This is a genomic window from Ruegeria sp. AF2, assembly GCF_056542025.1.
In genome coordinates this window covers 1,095,187-1,119,484 of the sequence record NZ_JBQFZC010000001.1, presented here as the reverse complement: position 1 = coordinate 1,119,484, position 24,298 = coordinate 1,095,187, and the positions used below count along the sequence as shown (strand labels likewise).

General features: G+C 55.9%; 27 protein-coding genes and 1 tRNA gene. 16 read left to right on the top strand and 12 right to left on the bottom strand.

Annotated elements, in window-relative coordinates; genetic code table 11:
* Nucleotides 1–29: 29 nt before the first annotated feature.
* From ACR0NM_RS05515 to ACR0NM_RS05480, 8 genes are all read right to left on the bottom strand, one after another.
* On the bottom strand, nucleotides 30–1,916 hold the full coding sequence (locus ACR0NM_RS05515) for an AMP-dependent synthetase/ligase (RefSeq protein WP_170646029.1): 1,887 nt from the start codon (nucleotides 1,914–1,916) through the stop codon (nucleotides 30–32).
* Between the two features lie 5 nt (nucleotides 1,917–1,921).
* Nucleotides 1,922–2,695: an ABC transporter ATP-binding protein gene (locus ACR0NM_RS05510; RefSeq protein WP_170405694.1), complete on the bottom strand. Its 774-nt coding sequence runs from the start codon at nucleotides 2,693–2,695 to the stop codon at nucleotides 1,922–1,924.
* Nucleotides 2,692–3,456: an ABC transporter ATP-binding protein gene (locus ACR0NM_RS05505; protein ID WP_480613556.1), complete on the bottom strand. Its 765-nt coding sequence runs from the start codon at nucleotides 3,454–3,456 to the stop codon at nucleotides 2,692–2,694. Before ACR0NM_RS05505 ends, ACR0NM_RS05510 begins: the two co-directional genes overlap by 4 nt.
* The gene (locus tag ACR0NM_RS05500) at nucleotides 3,453–4,550 is read right to left on the bottom strand and encodes a branched-chain amino acid ABC transporter permease (protein ID WP_170421566.1); all 1,098 of its coding nucleotides are present in this window, start codon (nucleotides 4,548–4,550) and stop codon (nucleotides 3,453–3,455) included. The genes ACR0NM_RS05505 and ACR0NM_RS05500 overlap by 4 nt, the downstream gene beginning before the upstream one ends.
* Nucleotides 4,551–4,554: 4 nt before the next feature.
* Nucleotides 4,555–5,430, bottom strand: coding sequence for a branched-chain amino acid ABC transporter permease (locus ACR0NM_RS05495; RefSeq protein WP_170393104.1), 876 nt, complete (start codon nucleotides 5,428–5,430; stop codon nucleotides 4,555–4,557).
* Nucleotides 5,431–5,472: 42 nt separating this feature from the next.
* Entirely contained in the window at nucleotides 5,473–6,501 is a 1,029-nt protein-coding gene (locus ACR0NM_RS05490) for an alcohol dehydrogenase catalytic domain-containing protein (protein ID WP_223118057.1), read from the bottom strand.
* Between the two features lie 210 nt (nucleotides 6,502–6,711).
* Nucleotides 6,712–7,266, bottom strand: coding sequence for a hypothetical protein (locus ACR0NM_RS05485; protein WP_170421572.1), 555 nt, complete (start codon nucleotides 7,264–7,266; stop codon nucleotides 6,712–6,714).
* Nucleotides 7,267–7,468: 202 nt separating this feature from the next.
* Nucleotides 7,469–7,558 (bottom strand) — tRNA-Ser (locus ACR0NM_RS05480).
* 123 nt (nucleotides 7,559–7,681) lie between these two features.
* On the opposite strand from ACR0NM_RS05480, the gene ACR0NM_RS05475 reads away from it, so the two are divergent.
* The 9 genes from ACR0NM_RS05475 to ACR0NM_RS05435 all read left to right on the top strand — a co-directional run bounded on the left by ACR0NM_RS05475 (nucleotide 7,682) and on the right by ACR0NM_RS05435 (nucleotide 15,170).
* The gene (locus tag ACR0NM_RS05475) at nucleotides 7,682–8,524 is read left to right on the top strand and encodes a DUF2059 domain-containing protein (protein WP_480561510.1); all 843 of its coding nucleotides are present in this window, start codon (nucleotides 7,682–7,684) and stop codon (nucleotides 8,522–8,524) included.
* A complete protein-coding gene (locus ACR0NM_RS05470) occupies nucleotides 8,524–9,330 on the top strand; it encodes a DUF2059 domain-containing protein (protein ID WP_480613554.1) in 807 nt (268 codons plus the stop codon). Before ACR0NM_RS05475 ends, ACR0NM_RS05470 begins: the two co-directional genes overlap by 1 nt.
* A gap of 233 nt (nucleotides 9,331–9,563) precedes the next feature.
* A complete protein-coding gene (locus tag ACR0NM_RS05465) occupies nucleotides 9,564–10,184 on the top strand; it encodes a 50S ribosomal protein L21 (protein ID WP_170683875.1) in 621 nt (206 codons plus the stop codon).
* An 11-nt stretch (nucleotides 10,185–10,195) separates the two neighbouring features.
* A complete protein-coding gene (gene rpmA / locus ACR0NM_RS05460; protein WP_010440093.1) occupies nucleotides 10,196–10,465 on the top strand; it encodes a 50S ribosomal protein L27 in 270 nt (89 codons plus the stop codon).
* 95 nt (nucleotides 10,466–10,560) lie between these two features.
* Nucleotides 10,561–11,169: a LysE family translocator gene (locus ACR0NM_RS05455; protein ID WP_170509934.1), complete on the top strand. Its 609-nt coding sequence runs from the start codon at nucleotides 10,561–10,563 to the stop codon at nucleotides 11,167–11,169.
* A complete protein-coding gene (locus ACR0NM_RS05450) occupies nucleotides 11,166–11,702 on the top strand; it encodes a GNAT family N-acetyltransferase (RefSeq protein WP_170393085.1) in 537 nt (178 codons plus the stop codon). Before ACR0NM_RS05455 ends, ACR0NM_RS05450 begins: the two co-directional genes overlap by 4 nt.
* 37 nt (nucleotides 11,703–11,739) lie before the next feature.
* The gene (gene obgE, locus ACR0NM_RS05445; RefSeq protein ID WP_170393084.1) at nucleotides 11,740–12,774 is read left to right on the top strand and encodes a GTPase ObgE; all 1,035 of its coding nucleotides are present in this window, start codon (nucleotides 11,740–11,742) and stop codon (nucleotides 12,772–12,774) included.
* Entirely contained in the window at nucleotides 12,762–13,868 is a 1,107-nt protein-coding gene (gene proB, locus ACR0NM_RS05440) for a glutamate 5-kinase (protein ID WP_170393083.1), read from the top strand. Before obgE ends, proB begins: the two co-directional genes overlap by 13 nt.
* 39 nt (nucleotides 13,869–13,907) lie before the next feature.
* A complete protein-coding gene (locus ACR0NM_RS05435) occupies nucleotides 13,908–15,170 on the top strand; it encodes a glutamate-5-semialdehyde dehydrogenase (protein ID WP_480613552.1) in 1,263 nt (420 codons plus the stop codon).
* Here ACR0NM_RS05435 and ACR0NM_RS05430 read toward each other — a convergent pair.
* Nucleotides 15,167–15,763, bottom strand: coding sequence for a histidine phosphotransferase family protein (locus ACR0NM_RS05430; protein ID WP_480613550.1), 597 nt, complete (start codon nucleotides 15,761–15,763; stop codon nucleotides 15,167–15,169). The two genes, ACR0NM_RS05435 and ACR0NM_RS05430, sit on opposite strands and share 4 nt — an antisense overlap.
* Before the next feature lie 42 nt (nucleotides 15,764–15,805).
* On the opposite strand from ACR0NM_RS05430, the gene ACR0NM_RS05425 reads away from it, so the two are divergent.
* The 5 genes from ACR0NM_RS05425 (at nucleotide 15,806) to tsf (ending at nucleotide 19,611) form a co-directional block, all read left to right on the top strand.
* Nucleotides 15,806–15,988 carry a DUF3553 domain-containing protein gene (locus ACR0NM_RS05425; RefSeq protein WP_170393080.1) on the top strand — a complete coding sequence of 61 codons (183 nt, stop codon included), beginning with the start codon at nucleotides 15,806–15,808 and terminating at the stop codon, nucleotides 15,986–15,988.
* 105 nt (nucleotides 15,989–16,093) lie between these two features.
* The gene (gene olsB, locus ACR0NM_RS05420) at nucleotides 16,094–16,849 is read left to right on the top strand and encodes an L-ornithine N(alpha)-acyltransferase (RefSeq protein WP_480613548.1); all 756 of its coding nucleotides are present in this window, start codon (nucleotides 16,094–16,096) and stop codon (nucleotides 16,847–16,849) included.
* Nucleotides 16,836–17,690 (top strand): lyso-ornithine lipid O-acyltransferase, encoded by an 855-nt coding sequence (olsA, locus tag ACR0NM_RS05415; protein ID WP_480613928.1) that lies wholly within the window; start codon nucleotides 16,836–16,838, stop codon nucleotides 17,688–17,690. The genes olsB and olsA overlap by 14 nt, the downstream gene beginning before the upstream one ends.
* Before the next feature lie 168 nt (nucleotides 17,691–17,858).
* The gene (rpsB, locus tag ACR0NM_RS05410; RefSeq protein WP_170405761.1) at nucleotides 17,859–18,659 is read left to right on the top strand and encodes a 30S ribosomal protein S2; all 801 of its coding nucleotides are present in this window, start codon (nucleotides 17,859–17,861) and stop codon (nucleotides 18,657–18,659) included.
* A gap of 76 nt (nucleotides 18,660–18,735) precedes the next feature.
* Nucleotides 18,736–19,611: a translation elongation factor Ts gene (gene tsf / locus ACR0NM_RS05405; RefSeq protein ID WP_170393077.1), complete on the top strand. Its 876-nt coding sequence runs from the start codon at nucleotides 18,736–18,738 to the stop codon at nucleotides 19,609–19,611.
* Nucleotides 19,612–19,982: 371 nt separating this feature from the next.
* On the opposite strand, the gene ACR0NM_RS05400 is transcribed toward tsf, so the two are convergent.
* The 3 genes from ACR0NM_RS05400 to ACR0NM_RS05390 all read right to left on the bottom strand — a co-directional run bounded on the left by ACR0NM_RS05400 (nucleotide 19,983) and on the right by ACR0NM_RS05390 (nucleotide 22,312).
* Nucleotides 19,983–20,735: an autoinducer binding domain-containing protein gene (locus tag ACR0NM_RS05400; protein WP_170393076.1), complete on the bottom strand. Its 753-nt coding sequence runs from the start codon at nucleotides 20,733–20,735 to the stop codon at nucleotides 19,983–19,985.
* Nucleotides 20,732–21,181: a type II 3-dehydroquinate dehydratase gene (gene aroQ, locus ACR0NM_RS05395; protein WP_170509909.1), complete on the bottom strand. Its 450-nt coding sequence runs from the start codon at nucleotides 21,179–21,181 to the stop codon at nucleotides 20,732–20,734. Before aroQ ends, ACR0NM_RS05400 begins: the two co-directional genes overlap by 4 nt.
* Before the next feature lie 129 nt (nucleotides 21,182–21,310).
* Nucleotides 21,311–22,312 (bottom strand): NADPH:quinone oxidoreductase family protein, encoded by a 1,002-nt coding sequence (locus ACR0NM_RS05390; RefSeq protein ID WP_480613546.1) that lies wholly within the window; start codon nucleotides 22,310–22,312, stop codon nucleotides 21,311–21,313.
* A gap of 108 nt (nucleotides 22,313–22,420) precedes the next feature.
* On the opposite strand from ACR0NM_RS05390, the gene ACR0NM_RS05385 reads away from it, so the two are divergent.
* Nucleotides 22,421–23,239: an SDR family NAD(P)-dependent oxidoreductase gene (locus ACR0NM_RS05385; protein WP_170393073.1), complete on the top strand. Its 819-nt coding sequence runs from the start codon at nucleotides 22,421–22,423 to the stop codon at nucleotides 23,237–23,239.
* A 27-nt stretch (nucleotides 23,240–23,266) separates the two neighbouring features.
* A complete protein-coding gene (locus ACR0NM_RS05380; protein WP_480613544.1) occupies nucleotides 23,267–24,298 on the top strand; it encodes a phosphotransferase family protein in 1,032 nt (343 codons plus the stop codon).

The following is a 24,298-nucleotide window of genomic DNA, read 5'->3' as shown; positions in this document are numbered from 1 at the left end:
CTTCTCCTCCCTGTTGGGTCGCCCCTTAACTAATTGTACATATCTTCAATGAGATGTGCGTGTTTCTTTTCCACCAGACCACGTTTGAGTTTCATAGTCGCCGTCAGCTCCTCATCTTCGGCAGTGAGCAACACGTCGATCAGCCGGAAATCCTTGATCTGTTCGACCCGCGCAAAGTCCTTATTGACCGCTGCGATTTCCTCGCCGATCAGCTCCGTCACTTCGGACGCAGCACAAAGGGAAGAAAAGTTCGAGAAGGGGATCTTGCGCTCTTGTGCGAATTTCTCAACATTTTCCTGATCGATCATGATTAGCGCCGTCAGATACTTGCGCCGATCCCCGATGATCACCGCGTCCGAGATATACTGGCTGAACTTCAACCCGCTCTCGATCTCTGCGGGCGTGACGTTCTTACCGCCCGCAGTGATGATGATGTCCTTGAGACGCCCTGTGATGGTGACAAAACCTTCCTCGTCGATATGCCCCATATCCCCAGTGCGCAGCCAGCCGTCGCAGGTGAAGCTTTCGGCTGTTTTGGCATTGTTGCGCCAGTAGCCCTGAAAGACGTTCAGGCCTTTGACCTGAATTTCTCCGTCATCCGAGATGCGCAGGTCGTTGCCAGGAACAGGTTTCCCAATGGTGCCGATCTTGTTGGCCTCAAGCGTGTTCAGCGCTGCTATGCCGGCGGTTTCAGTCATACCGAAGCCCTCGACAATGGGCACACCAATTGCCCAATACCACCTGAGCAAATCGGGAGAGATCGGCGCTGCACCAGAGCCGCCTCGGCGGAGACGATCTAAGCCCAGCATCCGGCGCAGGTTGCGCAGAACAAGCCGATCCCAAAGCCAGAACTGCATAGCGATCGGTGCTGGAACAGGTTTGCCTGCAAGGATAAATTCGGCCCGCGCCATTCCAGACTTGAGCGCCTGTGCAAAGGCGAAGCGCCCTGTGGGCGTTGCTTCTTTCGCCATGAACATGACCTGCGAGTAGATCTTCTCCCACACGCGCGGGACGGCAGTGAAGGTGGCGGGAGAGACCTCTTGCAGGTTGGAGAACACTGTCTCGGGGCTTTCAGCGAAATTCACAGTAGTCTTCATCGCAAGCGGGTAGTAGATCGACACGTCGCGTTCGAGGATATGACAGAGCGGCAGAAAGCATAGCTGTTCGTCGGTTGATTGGGAGGGCAGGGAATGCGCCCCTGCCTCTATCGCGGCCATGATGTTCTCATGGCTTAGCATGGCGCCTTTGGGATTACCGGTGGTACCTGAAGTATATATGAGCAGGGCGGTGTCTTGTGACGTGGTTTCAGCGATTTCTGCTTCGAATGCGCCGGGTTCATCGAACTCAGCCTGCTGCCCCAGAGCATACAAGTCCTCGATCATCATGCATCGCGGATGATCCAGGTCGTGCAGGCCTTCATCCTCAAGGATAATGACCTTGAGCAGATCGGGCAGATCCGCCTCGACTTCGAGGAACTTGTCCAACTGCTCTTCATCTTCAACGATCAGAAACCGGCTGCCACTGTCATTGATCAGGTATTTTAACTGGCTGGCCGAATCTGTGGTGTAGACGCCCGAAGCAATCCCTCCGACACACTGGATGCCCATGTCGAACCACGCCCATTCCTTGCGGTCTTCGGACAGGATCGAGACAACCTCGCCACGTTGCAGACCCAGCTTGCGCAGGGCCAGCCCGATCCATTTGGCGTGTTGCCAGTAGTCGGCCCATGAGTAGGATTTCCAGATGCCGAAGTCCTTCTCGCGATGCGCCGTACGCGGTCCCAGTTCGGCACAGCGTTTCTGGAATAACTCGCATATCGTGACACAGCCATCGACTCGCAGGGGTCTCTGACCGGGCGTAGCGTTGAACTGCACACCGTTGATACTGGTCTGAGGGGGCAGGGGGCTTGCGTCCATCCAGCTCACCTCCACGTCTTTTTGCGTTTCCAGCGGCGGTTTTCTCGCGCGCCTTCTTCCTGAACGCCCAGATAGAAGTTCTGAATGTCCTCGGATTGCAGCAAGGTTTCAGCCGCACCATCCATAACGATCCGTCCGATCTCCATTACATAGCCATGATGGGCGAGTTCCAGTGCCGCATTGGCGTTCTGCTCGACCAGCATCATTGTCATGCTCTGTTCGTCATTCAGGCGTTTGAGAATGCCAAAAATCTCTTGCACCAGCAGCGGCGATAGGCCCAGCGAGGGCTCATCCAGCAGCATGATACGCGGGTTAGCCATCAGGCCGCGCCCAATCGCCAGCATCTGCTGTTGCCCGCCGGACAGAGTGCCAGCCTCTTGATTGCGGCGGTCTTTCAACACAGGAAAGTAGGAAAACACCAGATCGCGGTCATGATCGATCTGTCCTTTATCCGACAGGGTATAAGCCCCAAGGTTCAGGTTCTCGTCGACGGTCAAAAGTGGAAAGACCTCGCGTCCCTCGGGCACATGGACGATGCCTTTTTGCACGACCTTGTGAGGTTCCGATCCCTGTATTTGCTGACCGTCAAATGTGATTGAACCTTTTTCGGGATCCATCACGCCTGAGATTGTTTTCATCAGCGTTGTCTTGCCCGCGCCATTTGCGCCCAGGATTGAAACGACCTGCCCTCGATGCACGTCCAATGACACGCCACGAATGGCCATGATCGGGCCATAAAAGCTTTCAACATTGCGAATGCTAAGGATCGGTTGGTTCATGAAGCTTTGCCCAAATAGGCCTCTACCACAGCAGGATGAGATTGAACTTCGGCTGGGGTTCCAAGGGCAAGCTTCGCTCCGTCGGCCATGGCAAGAACCCGGTCGGATACGCCCGAGACCAGACCCATATCATGCTCTACCATAAGCACGGTAATGCCCATCTGACGCCGGATGTCATCGATCCACCAACGCATATCTGTGGTCTCTTCCACCGATAGGCCCGAGGCGGGTTCATCCAACAGCAGGAGTTTTGGATCGGTGGCCAACGCTCGAGCGACTTCGACCACCTTACGCACGCCATAGGGTAAGCCCGAGATCATCTTGTCACGAAAGGCCTGGAGGTCGAGGAAGTCGATGATCTCTTCAACCTTTTCTCGGTTGTCGATCTCCTGCCTGCGAGCTGAGGGCGAGAACAGAATTTCCGAGATCAGATTGGTTTTGCGGTGCCGGTGGCGCCCGACCAGGAGGTTCTGCAAAACGGTCGCATGTTCGAACAGTTCAATGTTCTGGAATGTCCGCGCGACGCCATAGGCCGCGACACCCGAGGGCTTGATACGCAGCAGATCATGCCCGTCAAAGTGGATCGCCCCTGCATAAGGATCATAGAAGCGCGAAATCAGGTTGAAGACCGTTGATTTGCCGGCGCCGTTGGGACCGACGATGGCGAACACCTCACCTTCTTGCACGTTGAAGGACAGATCATCCACAGCAGTCAGACCGCCGAATTTCAGGGTAACGTTTTCAAACTCCAGCAAGCTCATCTCAGACGCTCCGTCTTGAGATAGGACTTTTGTCTTTTGAACATGTCCTTGCGGTAGAAGGGGAACAGTTCGAACCACGTCCGGATTTTTAGCCATCGACCATACAGACCCATCGGTTCGAACAGGATGAAGGCGATCAGGATCATGCCAAAGATGCCGAATTCGAGCCCCGGAATGGCGACCGTATTACCACCAAACAGGGCTGCTGCGTATTCCTTTGAAATCGACAAAAACTGCGGCAGGAAACCGATCACGATTGCGCCCAAAAACGCGCCATGGATTGAGCCCAGACCTCCGATAACGATCATCATCAGCAATTGGATGGAAATTACGACACTGAAGGTCTCGTTATTGAACGCCCCAGAGAACATACCCATCAAAGCGCCTGCTAGTCCGGTGACGGCGCAGGAGAGGGCGAAAGAGATCGTCTTGGTGCGCGCGATATCCACACCCATCGCCTGCGCTGAGACCTCAGAGTCTCGTACGGCGATGAAGCTGCGGCCCAAGGGCGCGCGCAATAGGTTGATATAGCCCAGTGTCACGATAACGGCGACGGCCAGCACCAGCCAGAAAAACGGGGCCGGGGTGGCCCAACGATCGACCAGATGTCCGAAGATTTCGACACCACCCAGATATTTACCCGCGACACCTCCGGTGACGGGTTCGGCCAGAACGATGATGTCGTCCATGAGCACAGACAGAGCCAGGGTGAAGATCGCAAGATAGATGCCATGCAAGCGCAGCGCAGGGATGGCGACGGTTGCTCCGACGATGCCGGTCAACAGACCCGCCAGAGGGAAAGCGATGAGGAATGGTACTCCAGCCTCGATCAGGATAACATTGGCATAGCACCCAACGGCCAGAAAGGCGGCATGGCCAAGGCTGGCCTGCCCGGTATGGCCGGTTAGGATCATCAAGCCCAAACCTGCGATGGCCCAGATCAGGACATTGGTCAGTTCTCCAAGATAGAAATCATCCAGCCACCACGGCGCAGCGGCTACGACCGCCAACAGGATCAGATAGAGGCTAAGCTGATAGCCATCCTTCCACGGGCGAATGTCCTGCATATAGTTTGTTTTGAAAACAATCCGCATGCGATCAGACCTTCTTGACCCGCACCTGGCTGAACAGCCCATGCGGTCGAAAGATCAGAACTGCCAGCAACAGCGCATAAGGCGCGATCTGACTGTACCCGGCTGCGATATAGCGGCTAGCGAAGGGCTCAATCACGCCGACGATTAGCCCGCCGGCCAAAGCGCCGGGCAGGCTGCCGAACCCGCCGATCACAGCTGCTGCAAATGCCTTGATCCCCAGAAGCCCAGTTGTGGGATCGACCGAGCCTTTGGCCGCGAACAAAATTCCGGCAATCCCGGCGACAACTCCGGCCAATGCCCAGATTAAGCCCTGAACCCGCTTGACCGGGATCCCCATGTAATAGGCCGCCAACTGGTTTTGAGACGCACCTTGCATGGCAAGCCCCAGCTTGGTCTTGCTGAAGAACACATAAAGACCCCAGGTCAGTAGGACGGTGACAACAATCACGGCCACGTCCTCCATCCCCAGCACAAGACCACCGAACCGGATTTCCTTACCAGCCAATGGGTTCTGCAGCGTTTGCGGCTCGTGCCCCCAGATCAGACCAGCTGCAAACCTGATCACAAAGCCCAAGGCGATGGTTAGGATCACCACGGCAGTCTGACTTTCGCCAAAGACGCGGCGGATGATCAGCCGATCGATCAGATACCCAAGTGCGCCCATAATCCCCAGTGAAATCGGTAGCGCCAGCCAGAAGGGCAGCCCCATATATTCCGTATTCGTAAGGCCAATGGTGACAAACGCACCCAGCATCATGAAATCGCCCTGCGCAAAATTCACTGCCTCGGTGGCTTTGTAAATCAGTACAAAGCCAAGGGCGATCAGGCCGTAGACACAACCATTCGCCAGCCCGCTAATCAGCAGCTGTGCGTTATCCAATCTCACCCTCCCTAAGCCGGTTAAGTCCGGCGCTTTGTTCTACTATGGAGTGATTATCACCTTCCCGTCACTCTTTTTCAGAGCATCCGCCAGATTTGGCAGCACTTCTCGTAGCGAAAGCCGTGCGGAAACATCTGTGCGCCAGCGCCCATCTGCAAATCGCGCCTGCACTTCGCTGACAACTCGCATTTGATCAGCCGGGGGTGTGTCCATCATCCAGCGGGTCAGCCAGAAGCCCTCGATCCGTTTGCTCATGAAGATCAACTGGCCCATCTGAGTCAACTTCGGCATTTCCGTACTGAGTTTCCCATAGCAAACCCACCGCGCGCCATTGGGCATCGCGCAGAACACCTGCTCTGACAGTTGGTCGGCAACCGCGTCGAGAAAAACACGAGGTTTCAGATCTGCACTGATCGTGGCAAACCGCGTCGGCGCATCCGTATCGCTGGTCACGACCACCTCTGCCGCACCCAGGCCTTTTAACATCTCGACCGTTTCGGCGCGCCGCACCAGAGCGATCGGTTTCAACCCAAGATCCCGTCCAAGGCTGCACATCAACTTACCAAGCTGGCTGGTGGCGGCAGAGACTACAAAAGCCTCGCCCTCAGCCCGTGCGATATCCACCATCGCCATTGCGGTTAGCGGGTTTACGATCTGCGCCGCCCCGTCTTCATCCGAGATTTCGGGGCGCAAGGGGATACACATCTGGGCCTGCGTCACAACATATTCGGCCCAAGCACCAGAGCCTGCTGCCACAAAGGCCACGCGCTGATCCAGCAGTGCGTCAGCCCCGGTACCGGTGGCAACAACATCTCCGCACCCCTCGAACCCTGCTGCGGCGCCTTTGACCCGCGGCTGACCATATTCCCCTTTGATGAAATGAATATCTGACGGGTTCACCGAGGCTGTGCGCAGTTTGATCAAAACCTGTCCCGCCTTGGGCACAGGCAAAGGCAGCTCGGCCTCCGCTAACCAGTCCGAGGCATTCTCCAGCGTCGGTCCCGTGGCTGTGCCGGAATATCCGTCCTGCGTCTGAACAACGGCAAACATGGTGTCGGGCAGGGTGGTCATCGTTCGATCCTTCTTTGATGCGAGTTCAGCACGAGGCCTTCATCGTCACAATGTAACACACTGACAAAAGGTTTTATTTTTTCAAAACAATCTCAAGAAAGCAATCAAACACGGTGAGCTATGTCAATTGGGTAATGCCGTAAAGTGACGCAAATTAAGTCGCATCCCGACCGGGTGAACCAGCCCTCTTGGGGCTGGTTCTAGAATTGATCACTGCTGCGTCATCAGATTGCGCAGATCCTGTATCTTCGCGACAACCAGCTCAGGCGACGCTTTGATCTCGTCGAGGATCTTCATAACCTGTGTTTTGATGTCCTGAGACAAGGCGCTTTCCTGAACTGACGTGACGATTGCGTCATAGTCGAAATTCTGCGCGGTCAGCATGCCGTCCTGAACCCACGAGTTGAACAGTTCCTGTCCCTGACCGGCAAGCGCTGCGACCTGATCGCCAGCTGCTGAGGCTGCATCATTGGCCTGCTCGGTCAAAGATGTAGCAGCGTCGCTGGCCTGTTCCGATACCGAAGATGCAGCTTCCGAGGCCTGATCCGCAATCGAGGACGCAGCCTCGGATGCTTGTTCAGTCGCCGCCTCAACGGCATTAGCAGCGCCCTCTTGTATTGCCGAGGCTGCTTCACCAACCGCCTCTGAGGCATCTTCAGCCGCCGATTGCAACTGCTCGGCAGGGGTTGGTTCAGGTTTTGTGGCGAAATAGTAAGCGCCTCCGCCGATAACGGCGATGGCTACGATAAGTAAAAGACGCGACATTGGATGTCTCCTTCAAATGATGTGTCGCTCAGATGGGGTTAAGGTACGTTAAAGCAAAGGGGAAAACACGTGAGTTTGCAGCATATTGCGGGTTTGAGCCACACTGCGCTGATTGACACTGCAGGCAGTGGCAACATCATGCCATCCATTGCAGGAATCGCAACACAAGCAAAGAAACAGCCTTGAAGGATGAATTGATTTATGGCGGAGAGACAGGGATTCGAACCCTGGGTGGGCTTGCACCCACAACGGTTTTCGAGACCGCCCCGTTCGACCACTCCGGCACCTCTCCGCGGGGGTCTGTGAGGGGGGGATTTAGTGGTGAACGGGCAGGGGTGCAAGCAGAAAATACCGGATTTTGACGATAGTGGGATTTTCCATTGCCAGAGGTAAGAAAACACCTAGGCTGATATGTATGACTTACTTTATACGCCAGTTCACAATCAGCCTCATCCTTCCAATTTTCTCGCTAGGTGTCATGGCCCCGCCATCTCAGGCCGCCAGTCAGGATCAGATTGAGGCGTTTCTGACCACGACAGGGTTTGACGTTGCCTTGGAAAGCATAGCGCAGGCCTCTGCTTCGGCCCCGCAGATGCTGGGTATCGACCCTGACGGTTTCGGATCGGATTGGGCGCGTCTGACCGAAGAGGTGTTTGATACCGCTTTGATGCACGAAACGGCCGTCTCAATCCTTGAACAGACGCTTAGCGAAGAGGCGCTGGTCCACGCGGTCTCGTTTTACGCCTCGGAGTTGGGGCAAAGACTGGTCGTTGCTGAAAACGCCGCTCATATGGATGACGATGATGATGCCAAACAACTGGCCGGGCAAGAAATCGTCTCGAAGTTGATAAAAGAAGGCTCATCTCGTGTTGAAAGCCTGAAACGCATGAACCGTGCGGTGGACGCCAGCGGAACCTCGCTGCGCGCGCTGCAAGAGATCCAGGTGCGGTTTTTGCTGGCGGCAAGTGCGTCTGGCATTATCGACATGCAACTGAGCGGAGATGAACTGCGCGCGATGATCCAACGCAATGAAGGTGAGTTGCGTCGATCTCTGCAACTGTCAGCTTTGGCAGGGGCGGCTTACACCTACCAGGATTTCTCGGATGAGGATGTCGACGCCTATGTTGACGCTCTGGAACAGCCTCTGATGCAGGAGGTCTATGAGCTGTTGAATGCGATCCAATATGAAATCATGGCGATGCGGTTCGAAGTATTGGCCGCCCGCATGGCCGAATTGCGCCCGGCGCAGGATATCTGATGCGAGTTTTAGCTACGGCACTCTGTTTGACGATCTGGGCGCTGCCTCTGGCCGCAAGCGAGCGTGCTGAAAGACTGATGCATGCGATGCATATTTTGGATTTTATGAAAATTCTTAGTGAAGAAGGTGTGGCGCAAGGGCATGCAATCAACGAGTCGATGCTGGGCAGCTCAGGAGGAGCCTATTTTTTGGCGCAAGTTGAGGATTTGTACGATCCGAGCACGATGCACCATCAACTTTCGCTGTCGGTTGGCGAGATGATGTCCGATGTGCAGCTAGAACAAGCTTCGATCTTTTTTGAAAGCGAACTGGGGCAAAGCATCGTTTCTCTGGAAAACTCGGCGCGCCGGGCCATTGCAGATGACGCGATCGAAGAGATGGCACGCAGCGCTTACGAACAGGCTGATCGCGAGGGCATGTTTTTTCGTCTTGTAGATGAATATGTGCAGGTCAACGACCTGATCGAGAAAAATGTGCAAGGCACCATCAGCGCCGATTATAGTTTTTACCAAGGACTTGCCTCCGGGCAAAGTGCCCTGTTCGACGATGCATCCGTGTTGCAGGAACTGCTATCTCAGCATGAGAACACCAGGGCGGAGACAACTGAATGGATGTACTCGTTCCTTTTATTGGCCTATCAGCCGTTGAACGAGTCTCAGATGCGAGAGAACATCGCCTTTTCCCGCACCGATGCGGGTCGGGCCTTGAATTCCGCCTTGTTCATAGGTTTTGATGAGATGCTAAACGGCATCTCTTACCAGCTTGGGCAATCCGTCGCGCAAGCCATGAAAGCGTCGGATCTCTGAGCCGCAGATTTTCGGATCTCAAAGCTGCGGATTTTTGGTTGACTTTCTTCATGAATGCTTCGATAAGCGCGCATCCCGGCCGGCTTTCCGCGCCGGGTATCGTTATTCTTTGACCTGATGGCATGTGCCAAAGGTCATTCACACAGCCCGAAAAGGGCGCGCTGTTCGAGGTGGCGAAAGCCAGTAACACCCAATCGGGGACCACAGAACGCGGTTAGACAAAGGAAAGACGCATGTTTGCGGTCCTCAAGACTGGCGGCAAGCAGTACAAGGTTCAGGCGGGCGATATCCTCCGCGTTGAAAAACTGGCTGCCGACGCAGGTGAAAAAGTTCAATTCAACGATGTTTTGATGCTGGGCGGTGACGCTCCGGTTGTTGGTGCACCTTTCGTTGAAGGCGCAGGCGTACAGGCCGAAGTGATCGAACAGATCAAAGGTGACAAGGTCATCAAATTCGTCAAGCGCCGTCGTAAGCACAGCTCGAAGCGTACTGTTGGCCACCGTCAGAAGCTGACTCTGGTCAAAATCACCGACATCCTGTCGTCGGGCGCTGACAAGTCGGGCATTAAAGCCGCAACCGGTTCGGCTCCGGCTGGCGAAGCCGCTCCCGCAGCGAAAAAGCCTGCCGCCAAGAAAGCGGAAGCCAAAGCAGAGGCACCTGCCGCTGCTGCTGCCGCCGATGATCTGACCAAGCTGAACGGTGTCGGCCCTGCCGCTGCCAAAAAGCTGGTTGAGGCCGGTATCGAGAGCTTTGCCGCTCTGGCCGCCTTGTCGGACGAGCAGATTGCTGCTATCGACACCGTCAAAGTGAAACCCGAATGGGTTGAGCAGGCCAAAGAACTGGCCAAAGGCTAAGGAGAGAGAGAATGGCACATAAAAAAGCTGGCGGTTCCTCCCGTAACGGTCGCGACTCAGCAGGTCGTCGCCTTGGCGTGAAACTCTATGGTGGCCAGGCCGCCATCGCAGGCAACATCATCGTGCGTCAGCGCGGCACCAAGTTCTGGCCGGGCGAAGGCGTAGGCATGGGCAAAGACCATACCATCTTTGCAACTGTCGATGGCGCCGTGAAGTTCCATAAGGGACTTAAAAACCGCACCTTTATTTCGGTCCTGCCAGTGGCGGAGGCCGCAGAGTAAGCCGAAACCCAGAAGGTTTAAGAAAAATTCATGGGGGACCGGCACAAAGTGCCGGTCCCTTTTTCGTTTTAACGTAGTCGTGATCACCAGAACCGATGACAGTCGCAACCACCAGTTTCCTGATTTTTGCCGCTTCGCAGGTTGGCACGCCGGGACCGGCCAATATGGTCCTGCTGGGAACAGGTGCGCGTTTTGGCTTTCGGTCGGCACTGCCCTTTGTGGGCGGGGTCATTCTGGGTAAACAGCTGATCATCTGGCCGGTTGGTTTTGGCCTGATGCAAGTGGCCGATCAGGCGCCGTTGGTGTTCGAGACACTCAAATATGCTTCTGCTGCATATATTTGCTGGCTCGCGTGGAAAATTGCCAATCTGCGGCTTTCCCGAGGTCAATCGGATAAGCAAGTGCCCGGTTTTCTGGCGGGGTTAATAGTGCATCCTCTTAACCCTAAGGCTTGGGCAATGATTATCGCAGGCTTCACCGGGTTTGTGGCAACAGGAACACCCAGTTTTGAGGCAACCCTCACGATCGCTCTCTGTTTGTTAATCTGCCAGATCGTATTGCACCCGATCTGGACATTTGCAGGAGATCGGATCGCCCATGCGGTTGAAGGTCGGCCTGCGGAAAAATATCTGATGTGGACGTTAGCCAGTTTGACTGTTGCGTCCGTACTTTTTGTGTTGTTCGGAGGAGGAACGCACTCATGAAAATTGAGGCAATAATAAATCAGCCGGTCATTGAAACCGAGCGGTTCGACCTTCGCCCTCTGCGTCGGTCGGATTTGGGTCTCATTGAGCACTATGCAGGCGATGAGCGTGTGGCGCGCATGACGACATCGATCCCGCATCCATTGCCGCCCGGCTCGATTGAAGCGTTTGTGATGCGCGCGATGGCCGAAGACCGGGACGAGGATGTCTGGGCAATGGATGCCACAAAGGATGGTGGCCCGGAGCTGATCGGACTGATTTCATTGACCCGGCTGGATCGCAACCAGTCCGAGGTCGGCTATTGGGTCGCCCCGGTGTATTGGAACACCGGCATTGCATCGCTGGCCGTTGAAACGCTGGTCAACGCCAATCCGCTGGAAAACGCGACCATGTTCGCCAGCGTGTTCCAGGACAACCCGGCCTCGGCCCGGGTTCTGACCCATTGCGGGTTCCAGTATCTTGGCGATGCGGAAACCTATTCGGTGGCGCGCGATGCGAATGTGCCCACCTGGACCTATACAAAGAAACTCTGACTTGTGGCCGATGGGGCCTTTGCAGTAGGGGACAGCTATGAAATTTCTCGATCTTGCAAAGGTCTACATCCGGTCCGGGGCCGGAGGTGGCGGCTGCGTCAGCTTTAGACGTGAAAAGTACATCGAATACGGCGGACCCGATGGTGGGGACGGCGGTAAGGGTGGGTCTGTTTGGGCCGAGGTTGTGGACGGGCTGAACACCCTGATCGACTTTCGCTATCAACAGCATTTCTTCGCCAAGAACGGCCAACCCGGTCGCGGTCAGCAGCGCACGGGTAAGGATGGTGACGACATCATCCTGCGCGTTCCCGTCGGAACCGAAATTCTGGACGAAGATGAAGAGACCGTGATTTGTGACCTGACCGAGGTTGGTCAGAGATTTTTGCTGGCAAAAGGCGGCAACGGCGGCTTTGGCAACCTGCATTTCAAATCCGCGACCAATCAGGCCCCGCGCCGCGCCAATCCGGGGCAGGCGGGGATCGACCGCACCATCTGGCTGCGGCTGAAGCTGATTGCGGATGTGGGTCTTTTGGGCATGCCCAACGCCGGGAAATCAACTTTCTTAGCTGCCACATCCAATGCACGGCCCAAAATCGCCGACTATCCCTTTACTACGCTGCACCCCAATCTGGGCGTTGTCGGTGTCGATAACGTGGAGTTCGTCGTTGCCGACATTCCAGGTCTGATCGAAGGCGCGCATGAGGGGCGTGGAATCGGTGACCGGTTTCTTGGCCACGTAGAACGCTGCGCGGTACTGTTGCATCTGGTCGACGGCACCTCGGAAACTGTGGTCGAAGACTATCGCACAATCATCACCGAGCTTGAGGCCTATGGCGGAGAGCTGGCGGATAAGCCGCGTATCACCGTATTGAACAAGATCGACGCTCTGGACGATGAGGAACGCGAACTGATCAAGGCCGAACTGGAAGAAGCCGTTCGCGGCCCGGTCATGACCATGTCAGGCGTTGCGCATTTGGGCGTGACCGAGGTGCTGCGGTCCTTGCGGGCTCAGATCGATGAAAACCGCCTGCGCCAGAAACCCGCCGAGGAGGCCACGCCTTGGCAACCCTGACCCATGCCCGCCGCCTGGTGGTCAAGATCGGATCGGCCTTGTTGGTCGACCGGGATACGGGATTGCTCAGGTCGGATTGGCTGAAATCGCTGGCGCAGGACGTGGCTTGGCTGAAAGGGCAGGGGACAGATGTTGTTCTGGTCTCGTCCGGGTCAATCGCGTTGGGTCGAGGTGTACTTGGCCTGCCGATGCAGAATCTGCCGCTGGAACAGTCACAGGCCGCTGCGGCGGTTGGACAAATCCGGCTTGCCCGTGCGTATGAAGAAGCGTTGACGCCGCATGAGATCAAAACCGCTCAGGTGCTGGTCACGTTGGAAGACAGCGCGGATCGGCGGCGTTATCTGAATTCCCGTGCAACGCTGGAAACGCTGCTGAGCCTGGGTGTTGTTCCGATTGTCAACGAAAACGATACAGTCGCCACGGATGAGATCCGGTATGGCGACAATGACCGGCTGGCAGCGCAAATCGCCGTGACCATCGGCGCGGATCAGTTGATCCTGCTTTCAGATGTCGACGGGTTCTATTCGGGCAATCCCAACGAGGACACGACAGCCACCCGATATGACGTGATCAAACAGATCACGCCCGAGATCGAGGCCATGGCAGGTGACGCGGGATCGGGGCTGTCAAAGGGCGGCATGAAGACCAAGCTGTTGGCTGCCAAGATGGCAACCGCAGCTGGCTGCGATATGGCGATAACTGAAGGATCACCCCTGAACCCGCTGAAAACGCTTGAAAATGGAGCGAGCTGCACTTGGTTCACGGCCACGCTCGATCCGCATGCAGCCCGGAAACGCTGGATTTCGGCGATGAAACCGCGCGGAGAGATCGTGATCGATGACGGCGCGGCAAGGGCGCTTTCCAATGGCAAAAGCCTGTTGCCCGCTGGCATTGTCGAGGTCACGGGTGATTTCGGTCGCGGCGATCCCGTCGCTGTTCTGGATGCGCAGGCGCGGAGGCTGGCACAGGGGCTAAGTCGCTATACCGCGCAAGAGGCGGATGCGATCAAAGGACGTAAATCGTCTGAAATCGAGGCGACGCTAGGCTATCCAGGCCGCGCGGCCCTGATCCACCGGGACGATCTGGCGCTGTAAGGGCGTGATTTGATAAACTGAGACCGAAAGGCGCTTGAGATGAAGGATTTCGACAACATTCCCGCAATGATGGCCGACCTTGGTGCGCGCGTCAAAGCAGCCTCGCAAGAGCTTGCTTTTGCCACCGCAGAACGCAAGCACGCTGCGCTGATCACAGCCGCAGACGCCGTTTGGCACAAACGTGCCGACATTATCGAAGCGAACAAGAAGGATTTGGAGTTCGGGCGAGAAAAGGGTTTGAGCCCCGCGATGATGGACCGCCTGATGCTGGATGAAGCACGCGTTCAGGGCATGGTTGACGGACTGCGCACCGTCGCCGATCAGACCGATCCTGTGGGTGAGGTGTTGGCCGAATGGGACATGGCCTCGGGCCTCAACATTCAGCGTGTGCGCACGCCATTGGGTGTGATCGGCGTGATCTACGAAAGCCGTCCCAACGTGACGGCGGATGCGGGTGCATTGTGCCTGAAATCCGGGAACGCCGTGATCTTGCGAGGCGGGTCTGAGAGCTTTCATTCGTCAACCGCGATCCACGCCTGTCTGGTTGAGGGGCTAGCAGCTGCTAGCTTGCCCGAAGACGCCATTCAACTGGTGCCGACACGCGACCGGGCTGCGGTGCAAGAGCTTTTGACCATGACTGATTATGTCGACGTCATCGTTCCTCGAGGTGGCAAAGGATTGGTGGGTCTTGTGCAACGCGAGGCGCGCGTGCCCGTCTTTGCGCATCTCGAAGGCATCGTTCATATTTATGTTGATAAAGCCGCCGATCCCCAGAAGACGCTGGATGTTGTGTTGAATGCCAAAACTCGGCGCACCGGTATCTGTGGCGCGGCAGAATGCTTGCTGATCCATCAAGACGTTGCAGAAACACTGGGCCGTGATCTAATCGCTGCTCTTCAAGCTGCGGGTGTTGAAGTGCATGCCGAAGGCGTTTTGGCCAATGAGAACACCATTCCTGCGTCGGATGATGACTGGGGCAAAGAGTACCTAGATAGTATCATCGCTGCACGGCCCGTCGCAGATATCGACGCCGCGATTGCGCATATCCGGCAGTTTGGCTCAAGCCACACCGATTGTATCATTACCGAGGATTCCGTGGCCGCCGAGCACTTTTTCGAACGGCTTGACAGCGCAATCCTGATGCATAACGCCTCGACCCAATTCGCGGATGGCGGTGAGTTTGGCATGGGTGCTGAGATTGGTATCGCCACCGGCAAGATGCACGCGCGCGGTCCTGTCGGTGCCGCTCAGTTGACCAGTTTTAAGTATCTGGTACGCGGAAACGGGACCACGCGGCACTAAAACCGCAGTGTCACCTGGGTTGCGGTCGTTTCTACCGTGATTCTGCGACCCATCGTCGAGGCTGTATCCGGCAGCAGGGCAAATTGAACCTGCGCCGGGCTTACTTTTTCGGTAAATCGCCCCGAGCCAATCCCTTTCCACAGTCCCGTATTGAGGTTCAGCTTGTCAGCAACGCCAGTCACCGTCCATGCGTCGCCCTGAGTTTCGATTTCCACTTCGCCGCCGAAGGGCATCGCACTTTCACAGCACATCACAGCCAGAAACGCGAGTTTAACCTGATTGCGCGGGACAGGTTCGGTCAGGTTCCAACTGATCCTCAGACGCCCGGCCTTTTCCACATCTTTAAGAAGCTCGACCACTTCGGTGCGACCCAATGGCTGATCGCTTGCTGATCCAAAGGCAACGCGGAAAAACCGGATGCGGGCGCCTGCACTGCCAACGCTGCCTGAAATCAGCTCCATTTCAGGGCCTTGGACTGCGCCAACCATCTCCAACAGCTCAAGCCCGTTGGTAATTGCCCCAATGGGGCTGATCAGATCATGACAGATCCGAGAGCCGATCAATTCGGCCAGGTTGACGTCTGACGCGCCCATGCGTACCTCCTGCTGCATCTGCCTTGGACCCGGAGGCCCGATATGACAGATCTGAATGCCATTCTTGCACCGGGCATGTTTGTCCGCCACCCCGATTTCCCCGATTGGGGCGTTGGACAGGTGCAGTCCAATATCGGAGGCAAGATCACCGTTAACTTTCGCGAGCAGGGGAAAGTGGTGATCGACGGGACACGCATAGCCCTGATGCCGGTCTTTGATCCGTGAAACTGGTTTAGGAAAGGTTAACAACTCGGGCAAAACGCGGGCTTGTTGCCTTTGGCCGAGCAATCGCGTTATCAGCGCGCAACAGCGATCGATGGAATTTTCTTGATGCCCGACGAAGGCCCCTCATTCACTGTCAAATTGGCCAATACCGAGGTTGAACTGCGGGCGGCCCAACGACTGCGCTACGACGTGTTTGTTCAGGAATTGGGCGGTGGCGGCGAGATGGTGGATCATGAGGCGAGGCTCGAGAAGGATCGGTTCGATCCATACTTCGATCATATGCTCGCCATCGACGATTCATCTGGAGAGGTGATCGGCGTCTATCGACTGCTTCCTGGTGAGCGAGCGGCCGAACTGGGGCAATTCTACTCCGAGGATGAATACGATCTCACCGTCCTGAAACAAAGCGGGCGCAAGCTGTTGGAGCTTGGACGCTCGTGCGTGCATCCAGATTATCGTGGCGGCACGGCGATGTATCATCTGTGGAATGGTCTGGCTGCATACGTCACCGAGCGTGATATTGAGGTCTTGTTCGGAGTCGCGAGTTTCCACGGAACCGACGTGAGCAAATTGGCGCAGCCGCTGTCGATGCTGCATCACAACCACCTTGCCCCGCTGGATTTGCGGGTTCGGGCCCAGCAAGATGTATTTCGATCAATGGACCTTTTGGCACCCGACGCGCTGGATCGGCGCGCGGCGATGGTTCAGGTGCCGTCTCTCATCAAGGCCTACCTTCGCCTCGGTGGATTCGTGGGCGAGGGGGCATTTATCGATCATGCCTTCAACACAACCGATGTGTGTCTGATCCTTGACACAGCCCGCATGAATGAGCGTCAGCGGCGTATTTATGGTGGAGCATAACCCTGTGAGCGACCCATCGTGGCAGAGTGAAGACGCTCCTGATCCAATTGAGCTTGGTTTCTTAGGTTGGGTCCTGGTGATACTTCGCGGTCTGCCGCTGGCCCTTCTGGTTTTTGGGGGGCTGTTCGTCTTATTGGCCATACGTTTCATCGAACGACCGCTTTATGGCGTTCAACGGCCGGTGACACCGTTCATTTCTCAGTTCGTTTGTCGCAATGCATTTCGAATTCTCGGGATCAGATTTCGCACCTCTGGCGCGCTCATGCAGGAACGCGGCGCTGTGGTTGCAAACCATACGTCGTGGTTGGATATCTTTGCGCTGAATGCCCGTAAGCGCGTGTATTTCGTATCGAAAGCCGAAGTTGCAAAATGGCCCGGCATCGGCTGGCTGGCACGCGCGACGGGTACGGTCTTTATCGAACGTGATCGCAAGAAAGCCCGCGAGCAGACCCGGATTTTCGAGGAACGTCTGAAAGCCGGGCACAAGCTGTTGTTCTTTCCAGAAGGCACCTCGACTGACGGACAGCAAGTTTTATCTTTTAAAACAACACTCTTTGCCGCGTTCTTCACCGAAGAATTGCGGGAATTCATGTATGTTCAACCGGTTTCGGTCATCTTTCACGCTCCCCAAGGTCAGCCCGATAGGTTTTATGGCTGGTGGGGCGACATGGATTTCGGACCGCATTTGCTTAAGACTTTGGGGGCACGTCGACAAGGCACCGTGGAATTGATCTACCACGCGCCAGCCAAGGTTAGCGACTTTGAAAACCGCAAAGCTCTGGCAGCCCATTGCGAAGACGCGGTACGTCATGCGCATTCACTGGCGCGGCTTGAAAAATAGGGGCATTTGGCCCTTGCACTGATGCTAAACCTGCCGTATACGCGCGCCATTCAAACCCGCAGGCGGGGTTTGGGCTTTTTGAGGGAGACATCCTTATCTGGCCCGCCGGTTGGAGCATCCGCTTCTTTCACCCCCGCCGAGGCGTAAACCGGAAAAGGAAAGTAAAGCATGGCTCTTCCCGAGTTCACCATGCGTCAGCTGCTGGAAGCTGGCGTTCACTTTGGTCACCAGACACAGCGTTGGAATCCCCGCATGGGCCCGTTCATTTACGGCTCGCGCAATGGCATCCACATCATGGACCTGACTCAGACCGTTCCGATGCTGGATCAGGCTCTGCAGGCTGTTCGTGACACAGTCGCAAAAGGTGGCCGCGTTCTGTTCGTAGGCACCAAGCGTCAGGCAGCTCAGCCGATCGCAGATGCCGCTGAAAAGTCGGCTCAGTACTACATGAACCACCGCTGGCTGGGCGGCACGCTGACCAACTGGAAAACCGTTTCCCAGTCGATCAACCGTCTGAACCAGATCGACGAAGCCATGGAGTCGGGTGCCGAAGGCCTGACCAAGAAAGAGCGTCTGGGCATGGAACGTGACCAGGCCAAGCTGCAGGCTTCACTGGGCGGTATCCGCGAGATGGGTGGCGTTCCGGATCTGCTGTTCGTCATCGACGTCAAGAAAGAAGCACTTGCTATCGCCGAAGCCAACAAGCTGGGTATCCCGGTTGTGGCTGTTGTCGACACCAACTGCTCGCCCGATGGTGTTGACTACATCATCCCCGGCAACGACGACGCAGCGCGCGCAATCGCTCTGTATTGCGATCTGGCCGCACGTGCAGCTCTGGACGGCATGACCGCTCAGATGGGTGCTGCTGGCGTTGACCTGGGTGCATTCGAAGAAGCTCCGGTTGAAGAAGTCGTAGCCGAAGAAGCACCCGCTGAAGAAGCCGCGCCGGAAGTCAAAGCCGAAGCGTAAGCTGCCCGTCACATAAATGACATATGGGGCAGGGTAGACCTGCCCCAATTCCGTTTGAATTGAGGAGAGCCAAAAGATGGCAATCACAGCAGCAATGGTAAAAGAACTGCGCGACTCGACCGGCGCAGGCATGATGGACGCAAAAAAAGCGCTGACCGAAACCGGCGGCAACATGGACGAAGCCGTTGACTGGCTGCGCACCAAAGGCCTGGCCAAGGCGGCCAAGAAATCGGGCCGTACTGCAGCGGAAGGTCTGGTTGCTGTTCACGTCAACGGCGGCAACGGTGTTGCAGTCGAAGTGAACTCGGAAACCGACTTCGTTGCGAAAAACAGCGAATTCCAAGAGATGGTCGGCAAGATCACCTACGCAGCCGAAGGTGTTGATGACGTCGACGCGCTGCTGGCTGCCGATCTGGGCGGCAAGTCTGTTGCAGATACCCTGACCGACAAGATCGCCACCATTGGTGAAAACATGTCGGTCCGCCGTATGTCGAAACTGTCGGGCGATACCGTCGTGTCCTACGTTCACAACGCGGCGACAACCGGCATGGGCAAAATCGGCGTTCTGGTTGCTCTGTCCGGCGGCGATGAAGCCTTCGGCAAGCAGGTTGCAATGCACATTGCAGCGGTGAACCCGGCGGCCCTGTCCGAGGCGGACATGGATCCGGAAGTTGTCGAGAAAGAGAAGCAGGTCCAGATGGACATCGCCCGCGAATCCGGCAAGCCCGAGCAGGTGATCGAAAAGATGATCGTCGGTCGCATGAAGAAATTCGTCGCCGAAGCGACCCTGCTGAACCAGGACTTCGTTGTGAATCCTGACCTGACCGTTGAAGCGGCCGCCAAAGAAGCGGGTGCCACCATCACCGGTTTTGTCCGCATGGAAGTAGGCGAAGGCATCGTGGTCGAAAAAGAAGACTTCGCAGCCGAAGTTGCCAAGGCAGCTCAGGGCTGAGATTTCTTGCAGCCTCGGATTGAGGCTGCGACAAACACCGAACCCGGTTGCATAGTGCAGCCGGGTTTTTTCGTACCGAAGGTCGATTGACGACTGAAACCAATGTTTGTGCAAGATGGTGAATTGAGGGGCCCTGCATGATGGGGATGGAAGGGCCCCTCAATAATCCCGACAAAGAGACGTGGACGAATAGACGCCTCGGTGTCAGAGCGATCAGAGAGCTTTGGTATTACAAAGATCCGATCAAAACGTTCCCTGGCTAAAGCCACCACTCACGGAACAATATCAATTTGCAATTTTATCGGGAGATTCGGAAAGTCATGTATTCCTTACCCTAGGTCAATTTGATGCTAATTAGCATCAAAATAGGGTCATGCTTCCATCACAAACATCTGATTCTGCAACGCGGCCTTCAACACGGCCTGTGCCGTTGTTTCAACCGAAAGCGCTTCGCGCGCGAGTCTCAGATGTTTTTCCACCGTTGCCGAAGTCAAACCCATCAATAGCGCGATGTCTTGCGTGGTCTTTCCGTCGCCGACCCATTGCAAAGCTTCGCGCTGGCGTTTGGTCAGCGCGCGGTTCGGGGCATGATATGGCAAGGTCAGGATTTTGAGATGGGCAACATTGTTCATCAGAAGGATGTCGTCGCCGTGCTCGTTCCAGACCTCGTCCATCTCCTCCTGGCTGTGATTACGTGCCGCAAGCGAAATCGCCCCTTTGGAACGCATCGACACCGAGTTGAAGCTGACCGTATAACCTACTGTAATATCGCGCGACTTATTGAACTCGAAAACCCGAAGCTCTTCGTTCGACATGACCCCGCTGGACATCATGTCCTGTATCATGCTCCAACTTGCAGCGCCTTCGTTGTTCAGCGCCCATTTCAGCATGGGGGCGTGAAAATACAGGCCGGATTGAAGGAACCCTTCCAAGTAATCCGAGCAGTGATTAGTCAGGATTACAAAGTCTTCTGGATCGCCGAGCGAAGTCGCCGTTCGGTATTGCGTATACCCATACAACAGCCGGTCGAAGCCATACTTTTCCATCTGGCGGCAATGTGCATCCCAAAGCTCTTCCAGAGTTTTCGTGTAGCTCAGAAAATTCAGATACTCTTTGAGGGTCATCCTGTGTCCCTCTCAGCCAGATGCGCGGCAATCGCGTTCAGTGCAAGAACATAGCTTTGCGCGCCAAAACCACAGATCTGTCCAATCGCGACTGGTGCGATATGCGATTTGTGACGAAACGCCTCGCGCGCGTGGATGTTAGATAAATGAACTTCGACCACGGGTACTTCGGCCGAAGATATCGCATCCATCAGCGCAATCGATGTATGCGTGAATGCGCCTGCATTCAGTACTATGCCATCCTGAACGCCGCGTGCCGCGTGGATCGCATCAATCAGCGCGCCTTCGTGATTGGATTGGAGATGGGTTATGTTTTGACCCAGCGTTTCACCATGCGCAACGCACAGGTCCTCGATCATCTGCAACGTCGTTGCGCCGTAGACCTCGGGTTGCCGTGTACCAAGCAAATTCAGGTTCGGACCATTCAGAACCAGGATATTGTGCATATTCAAACTGTCCCCATCTTCCTTTTTTCATAAACATGAATTTAAAGGTCGTCCAGCGACCTTCGCTCTTATGGGTAGAGCTTCATTGACGCATGCAGGTTGCTGGATCGGCTCAATCCCATCCTCTATTCAATTATCTTCCATCGTGACCACAACTTTACCGAGAGCCTCGCGCCGTTCGAGCATGCCAATTGCCTCTGCCGCTTGGGTTAGCGGAAATCGTGCACTGATACGGGGTGAAATCTTTCCCGATCCATATAGGCGGAACAACTCGGCCAGGTTTTGTGCGTGCCCCTTCGGGTCGCGAAGTACGGACGCACCCCAGAACACCCCGACGATCTGACAGCCCTTGAGCAAAGTCAGGTTCAGCGGAATGCTGGGGATGCCGGCAGGAAAGCCAACAACCAGATAACGCCCGCCCCACGCCATACTTCGCAAGGCGGGCTCAGCGTAGTCTCCGCCGACCGCGTCGCAGACCACATCCAAACCTTCGCCCAGGGCCAGTGCCTTTATCTCGGCGGACAGGGCCTTTTGCGCTTCGCGGTCCAGATCGCGTGGATAGATCAGCGTCTGGTCTGCGCCAAAATCTCTGCAAAACAATGCTTTGTCTTCAGACGAGACCGCCGCGATCACATGTGCCCCCATCGCTTTGGCTAGCTCGATCGCCGCAGACCCAACGCCACCGGCGGCCCCCAGAACAAGTACTTTTTCGCCGGGCTTAAGTAGCGCACGGTCCTTGAGGGCGTGGTATGAAGTGCCGTAGGTGAAGACAAAGCTAGCCGCATCTTCAAACGGCATCACGTCGGGTATCTTGACGGCAGTCGCTGGTTTGAGCTTCAGATGCGTGGCGAACCCTCCGTGCCCTGTCAGCGCCAGAACCCGATCACCAGGCGCGAAGTCTGCAACGCCTTCTCCGACCGAGACAACTTCTCCGGCGATTTCACCACCTGGCGCAAAGGGGCGGGGTGGTTTTATCTGATAGAGGTCCCGGATCATCAGCGTATCAGGGAAGTTCACCCCGGCGGCGCGGATACGCATTACAATTTCATCTGACTCAGGGGTTGGATCGGGCAGGGTGGTCAGTTCCAAACTCTCGGGGCCGCCTGGTGTGACGCTGAGTAATGCCTGCATGTTTTTCAATTGCCTCTTGCTTCACCTGTTTTGAAATCGTTGGATTGTCAGCACGTATTGTCAAGAAGACCCCACGCCAGAATCCCAGATCGCCTGAATGGAGTGCACATGACGCCCGAGACTTTGTTTTCGCTCAGTGGAAAGACGGCACTGGTAACTGGGGGTGCCACCGGTATCGGCCGAATGGCGGCCGAGGCGTTGGTACGTGCCGGGGCGCATGTGTTGATCGCTTCTCGCAAAGGCGAGGCATGCGAGGAGGTTGCAACAGAGTTGAACGCTCTGGACGCGCCAGGTTCGGCAGAAGGGTTTGCTGGCGACATCAGCAGTGAGGCGGGTGTAGATGCGTTGGTGGATGAAGTCAAAAACCGCACTCAAGCGATTGATATATTGATGAATAATGCAGGTGTGTCTTGGGGCGCGCCGATGGGGCAGTTCCCTCATTTCGCTTGGGACAAAGTCATGTCGGTTAATGTCGCAGGCGTATTTGATCTGACCCAAAAATTGCTGCCACTTCTGATGAAATCCGCAACCGACGAGGATCCTGCGCGGGTCATCAATGTAGGTTCGGTCATGGGTGAAGTTCCGATGGGTGACGGGGCCTACAGCTATTCCGCGTCCAAAGCGGCGGTTATTCACCTGTCCAAAATCATGGCTAAAGAATTGGCACCATACAGAGTCACGGTGAATGCGCTGGCCCCGGGACCATTCGTATCGCGCATGACGGCCTTTGCCACCGAAGACGAAACCAAGCGCGCGCGCGTCGGCAAAGGTGTTCCACTGGGCCGGGTTGGCCAGGCCGAGGATATCGCTGGTTGCATGTTGTTTCTATGCGGTCGCGGAGGCAGTTATGTCACTGGCGCGGTCATCCCTGTCTCCGGCGGGATAAATGTGCAGACCGGTGGCAATATCTTTGCCGATGCCCTTTAGCCGTGGGTTCATACGCAGGCTGAATATATGACACACACTGAAAACACTTTGGATATCAAGTCCGTCGACGCTTATCTAAACACGCATCTTGTTGGGTATCATGGCCCTCTTGAAGCTACAAAATTCACCGTGGGTCAGTCGAACCCAACCTATCTGCTGCGTACGCCGGCCAAATCCTATGTTCTGAGACGCAAGCCGCCGGGCATATTGCTGAAATCCGCACATGCAGTGGATCGGGAATTTCGCGTACAAGCAGCGCTGGCTGGTAGCAAAGTGCCCGTCCCGCAAGTACACCTGCTTTGTGAAGATGACAGCGTCATAGGCTCTGCCTTTTACGTGATGGAGCATCTGAAAGGGCGCACATTTGTCGACCCTGTCATGAAAGGCGAAAACAATGCGACGCGCACGGGTGTGCTGAAAGAGATGAACCGCGTACTGGCCGAACTGCACATGGTCGATATCGATGCGGTGGGTCTTTCGGATTTCGGACCTCCAGGCAACTATTTCGAGCGGCAAATTGCTCGCTGGACCAAACAATATCGCGCCTCTGAGACCGAAAAAATCGCCGAGATGGATCAGCTGATCGCCGGGCTTGAGCGCCAGATCCCCGAGGATGATAATCAAAGAACACTGGTTCATGGGGATTACCGCATCGACAATCTTATGTTCGAGGCGCATGGCACCGCCTGCATCGGAGTGCTGGATTGGGAGCTATCGACCATCGGCCATCCATATGCCGACCTGGCGGCCGTCATCATGCAGTGGCAGCTGCCCCCGGGCAAGGAGGGACGGGGGCTGGCTGGCGTAGATCGGTTAAGCCTTGGGCTACCGTCCGATCAGGACTTCATCACCGAGTATTGCGCGCGCCGCGGCCTAACGGGGATTGAGAATTTTGGCTTCTACCTTGCTTTTAACTTCTTTCGGATGGCCGGTATTCTGCAAGGTGTCTACAAGCGGGCCTTGGATGGAAACGCGTCAGACCCGGCACGCGCTAAGGCTTTCGGTGCCTATGTGCCTGTCTTCGCCCAACACGGATTATCTGCGCTGCAAAAAACGTAG

Excerpts from the sequence above, each read along its gene's own strand:
- ACR0NM_RS05515 (WP_170646029.1), bottom strand. The coding sequence starts at position 1,916 with ATGGACGCAAGCCCCCTGCCCCCTCAGACCAGTATCAACGGTGTGCAG.
- ACR0NM_RS05510 (WP_170405694.1), bottom strand. The coding sequence starts at position 2,695 with ATGAACCAACCGATCCTTAGCATTCGCAATGTTGAAAGCTTTTATGGC.
- ACR0NM_RS05505 (WP_480613556.1), bottom strand. The coding sequence starts at position 3,456 with ATGAGCTTGCTGGAGTTTGAAAACGTTACCCTGAAATTCGGCGGTCTG.
- ACR0NM_RS05500 (WP_170421566.1), bottom strand. The coding sequence starts at position 4,550 with ATGCGGATTGTTTTCAAAACAAACTATATGCAGGACATTCGCCCGTGG.
- ACR0NM_RS05490 (WP_223118057.1), bottom strand. The coding sequence starts at position 6,501 with ATGACCACCCTGCCCGACACCATGTTTGCCGTTGTTCAGACGCAGGAC.
- ACR0NM_RS05485 (WP_170421572.1), bottom strand. The coding sequence starts at position 7,266 with ATGTCGCGTCTTTTACTTATCGTAGCCATCGCCGTTATCGGCGGAGGC.
- ACR0NM_RS05475 (WP_480561510.1), top strand. The coding sequence starts at position 7,682 with ATGACTTACTTTATACGCCAGTTCACAATCAGCCTCATCCTTCCAATT.
- ACR0NM_RS05470 (WP_480613554.1), top strand. The coding sequence starts at position 8,524 with ATGCGAGTTTTAGCTACGGCACTCTGTTTGACGATCTGGGCGCTGCCT.
- ACR0NM_RS05465 (WP_170683875.1), top strand. The coding sequence starts at position 9,564 with ATGTTTGCGGTCCTCAAGACTGGCGGCAAGCAGTACAAGGTTCAGGCG.
- rpmA (WP_010440093.1), top strand. The coding sequence starts at position 10,196 with ATGGCACATAAAAAAGCTGGCGGTTCCTCCCGTAACGGTCGCGACTCA.
- ACR0NM_RS05455 (WP_170509934.1), top strand. The coding sequence starts at position 10,561 with ATGACAGTCGCAACCACCAGTTTCCTGATTTTTGCCGCTTCGCAGGTT.
- ACR0NM_RS05450 (WP_170393085.1), top strand. The coding sequence starts at position 11,166 with ATGAAAATTGAGGCAATAATAAATCAGCCGGTCATTGAAACCGAGCGG.
- obgE (WP_170393084.1), top strand. The coding sequence starts at position 11,740 with ATGAAATTTCTCGATCTTGCAAAGGTCTACATCCGGTCCGGGGCCGGA.
- ACR0NM_RS05435 (WP_480613552.1), top strand. The coding sequence starts at position 13,908 with ATGAAGGATTTCGACAACATTCCCGCAATGATGGCCGACCTTGGTGCG.
- ACR0NM_RS05430 (WP_480613550.1), bottom strand. The coding sequence starts at position 15,763 with ATGGGCGCGTCAGACGTCAACCTGGCCGAATTGATCGGCTCTCGGATC.
- ACR0NM_RS05425 (WP_170393080.1), top strand. The coding sequence starts at position 15,806 with ATGACAGATCTGAATGCCATTCTTGCACCGGGCATGTTTGTCCGCCAC.
- olsB (WP_480613548.1), top strand. The coding sequence starts at position 16,094 with ATGCCCGACGAAGGCCCCTCATTCACTGTCAAATTGGCCAATACCGAG.
- olsA (WP_480613928.1), top strand. The coding sequence starts at position 16,836 with ATGGTGGAGCATAACCCTGTGAGCGACCCATCGTGGCAGAGTGAAGAC.
- rpsB (WP_170405761.1), top strand. The coding sequence starts at position 17,859 with ATGGCTCTTCCCGAGTTCACCATGCGTCAGCTGCTGGAAGCTGGCGTT.
- tsf (WP_170393077.1), top strand. The coding sequence starts at position 18,736 with ATGGCAATCACAGCAGCAATGGTAAAAGAACTGCGCGACTCGACCGGC.
- ACR0NM_RS05400 (WP_170393076.1), bottom strand. The coding sequence starts at position 20,735 with ATGACCCTCAAAGAGTATCTGAATTTTCTGAGCTACACGAAAACTCTG.
- aroQ (WP_170509909.1), bottom strand. The coding sequence starts at position 21,181 with ATGCACAATATCCTGGTTCTGAATGGTCCGAACCTGAATTTGCTTGGT.
- ACR0NM_RS05390 (WP_480613546.1), bottom strand. The coding sequence starts at position 22,312 with ATGCAGGCATTACTCAGCGTCACACCAGGCGGCCCCGAGAGTTTGGAA.
- ACR0NM_RS05385 (WP_170393073.1), top strand. The coding sequence starts at position 22,421 with ATGACGCCCGAGACTTTGTTTTCGCTCAGTGGAAAGACGGCACTGGTA.
- ACR0NM_RS05380 (WP_480613544.1), top strand. The coding sequence starts at position 23,267 with ATGACACACACTGAAAACACTTTGGATATCAAGTCCGTCGACGCTTAT.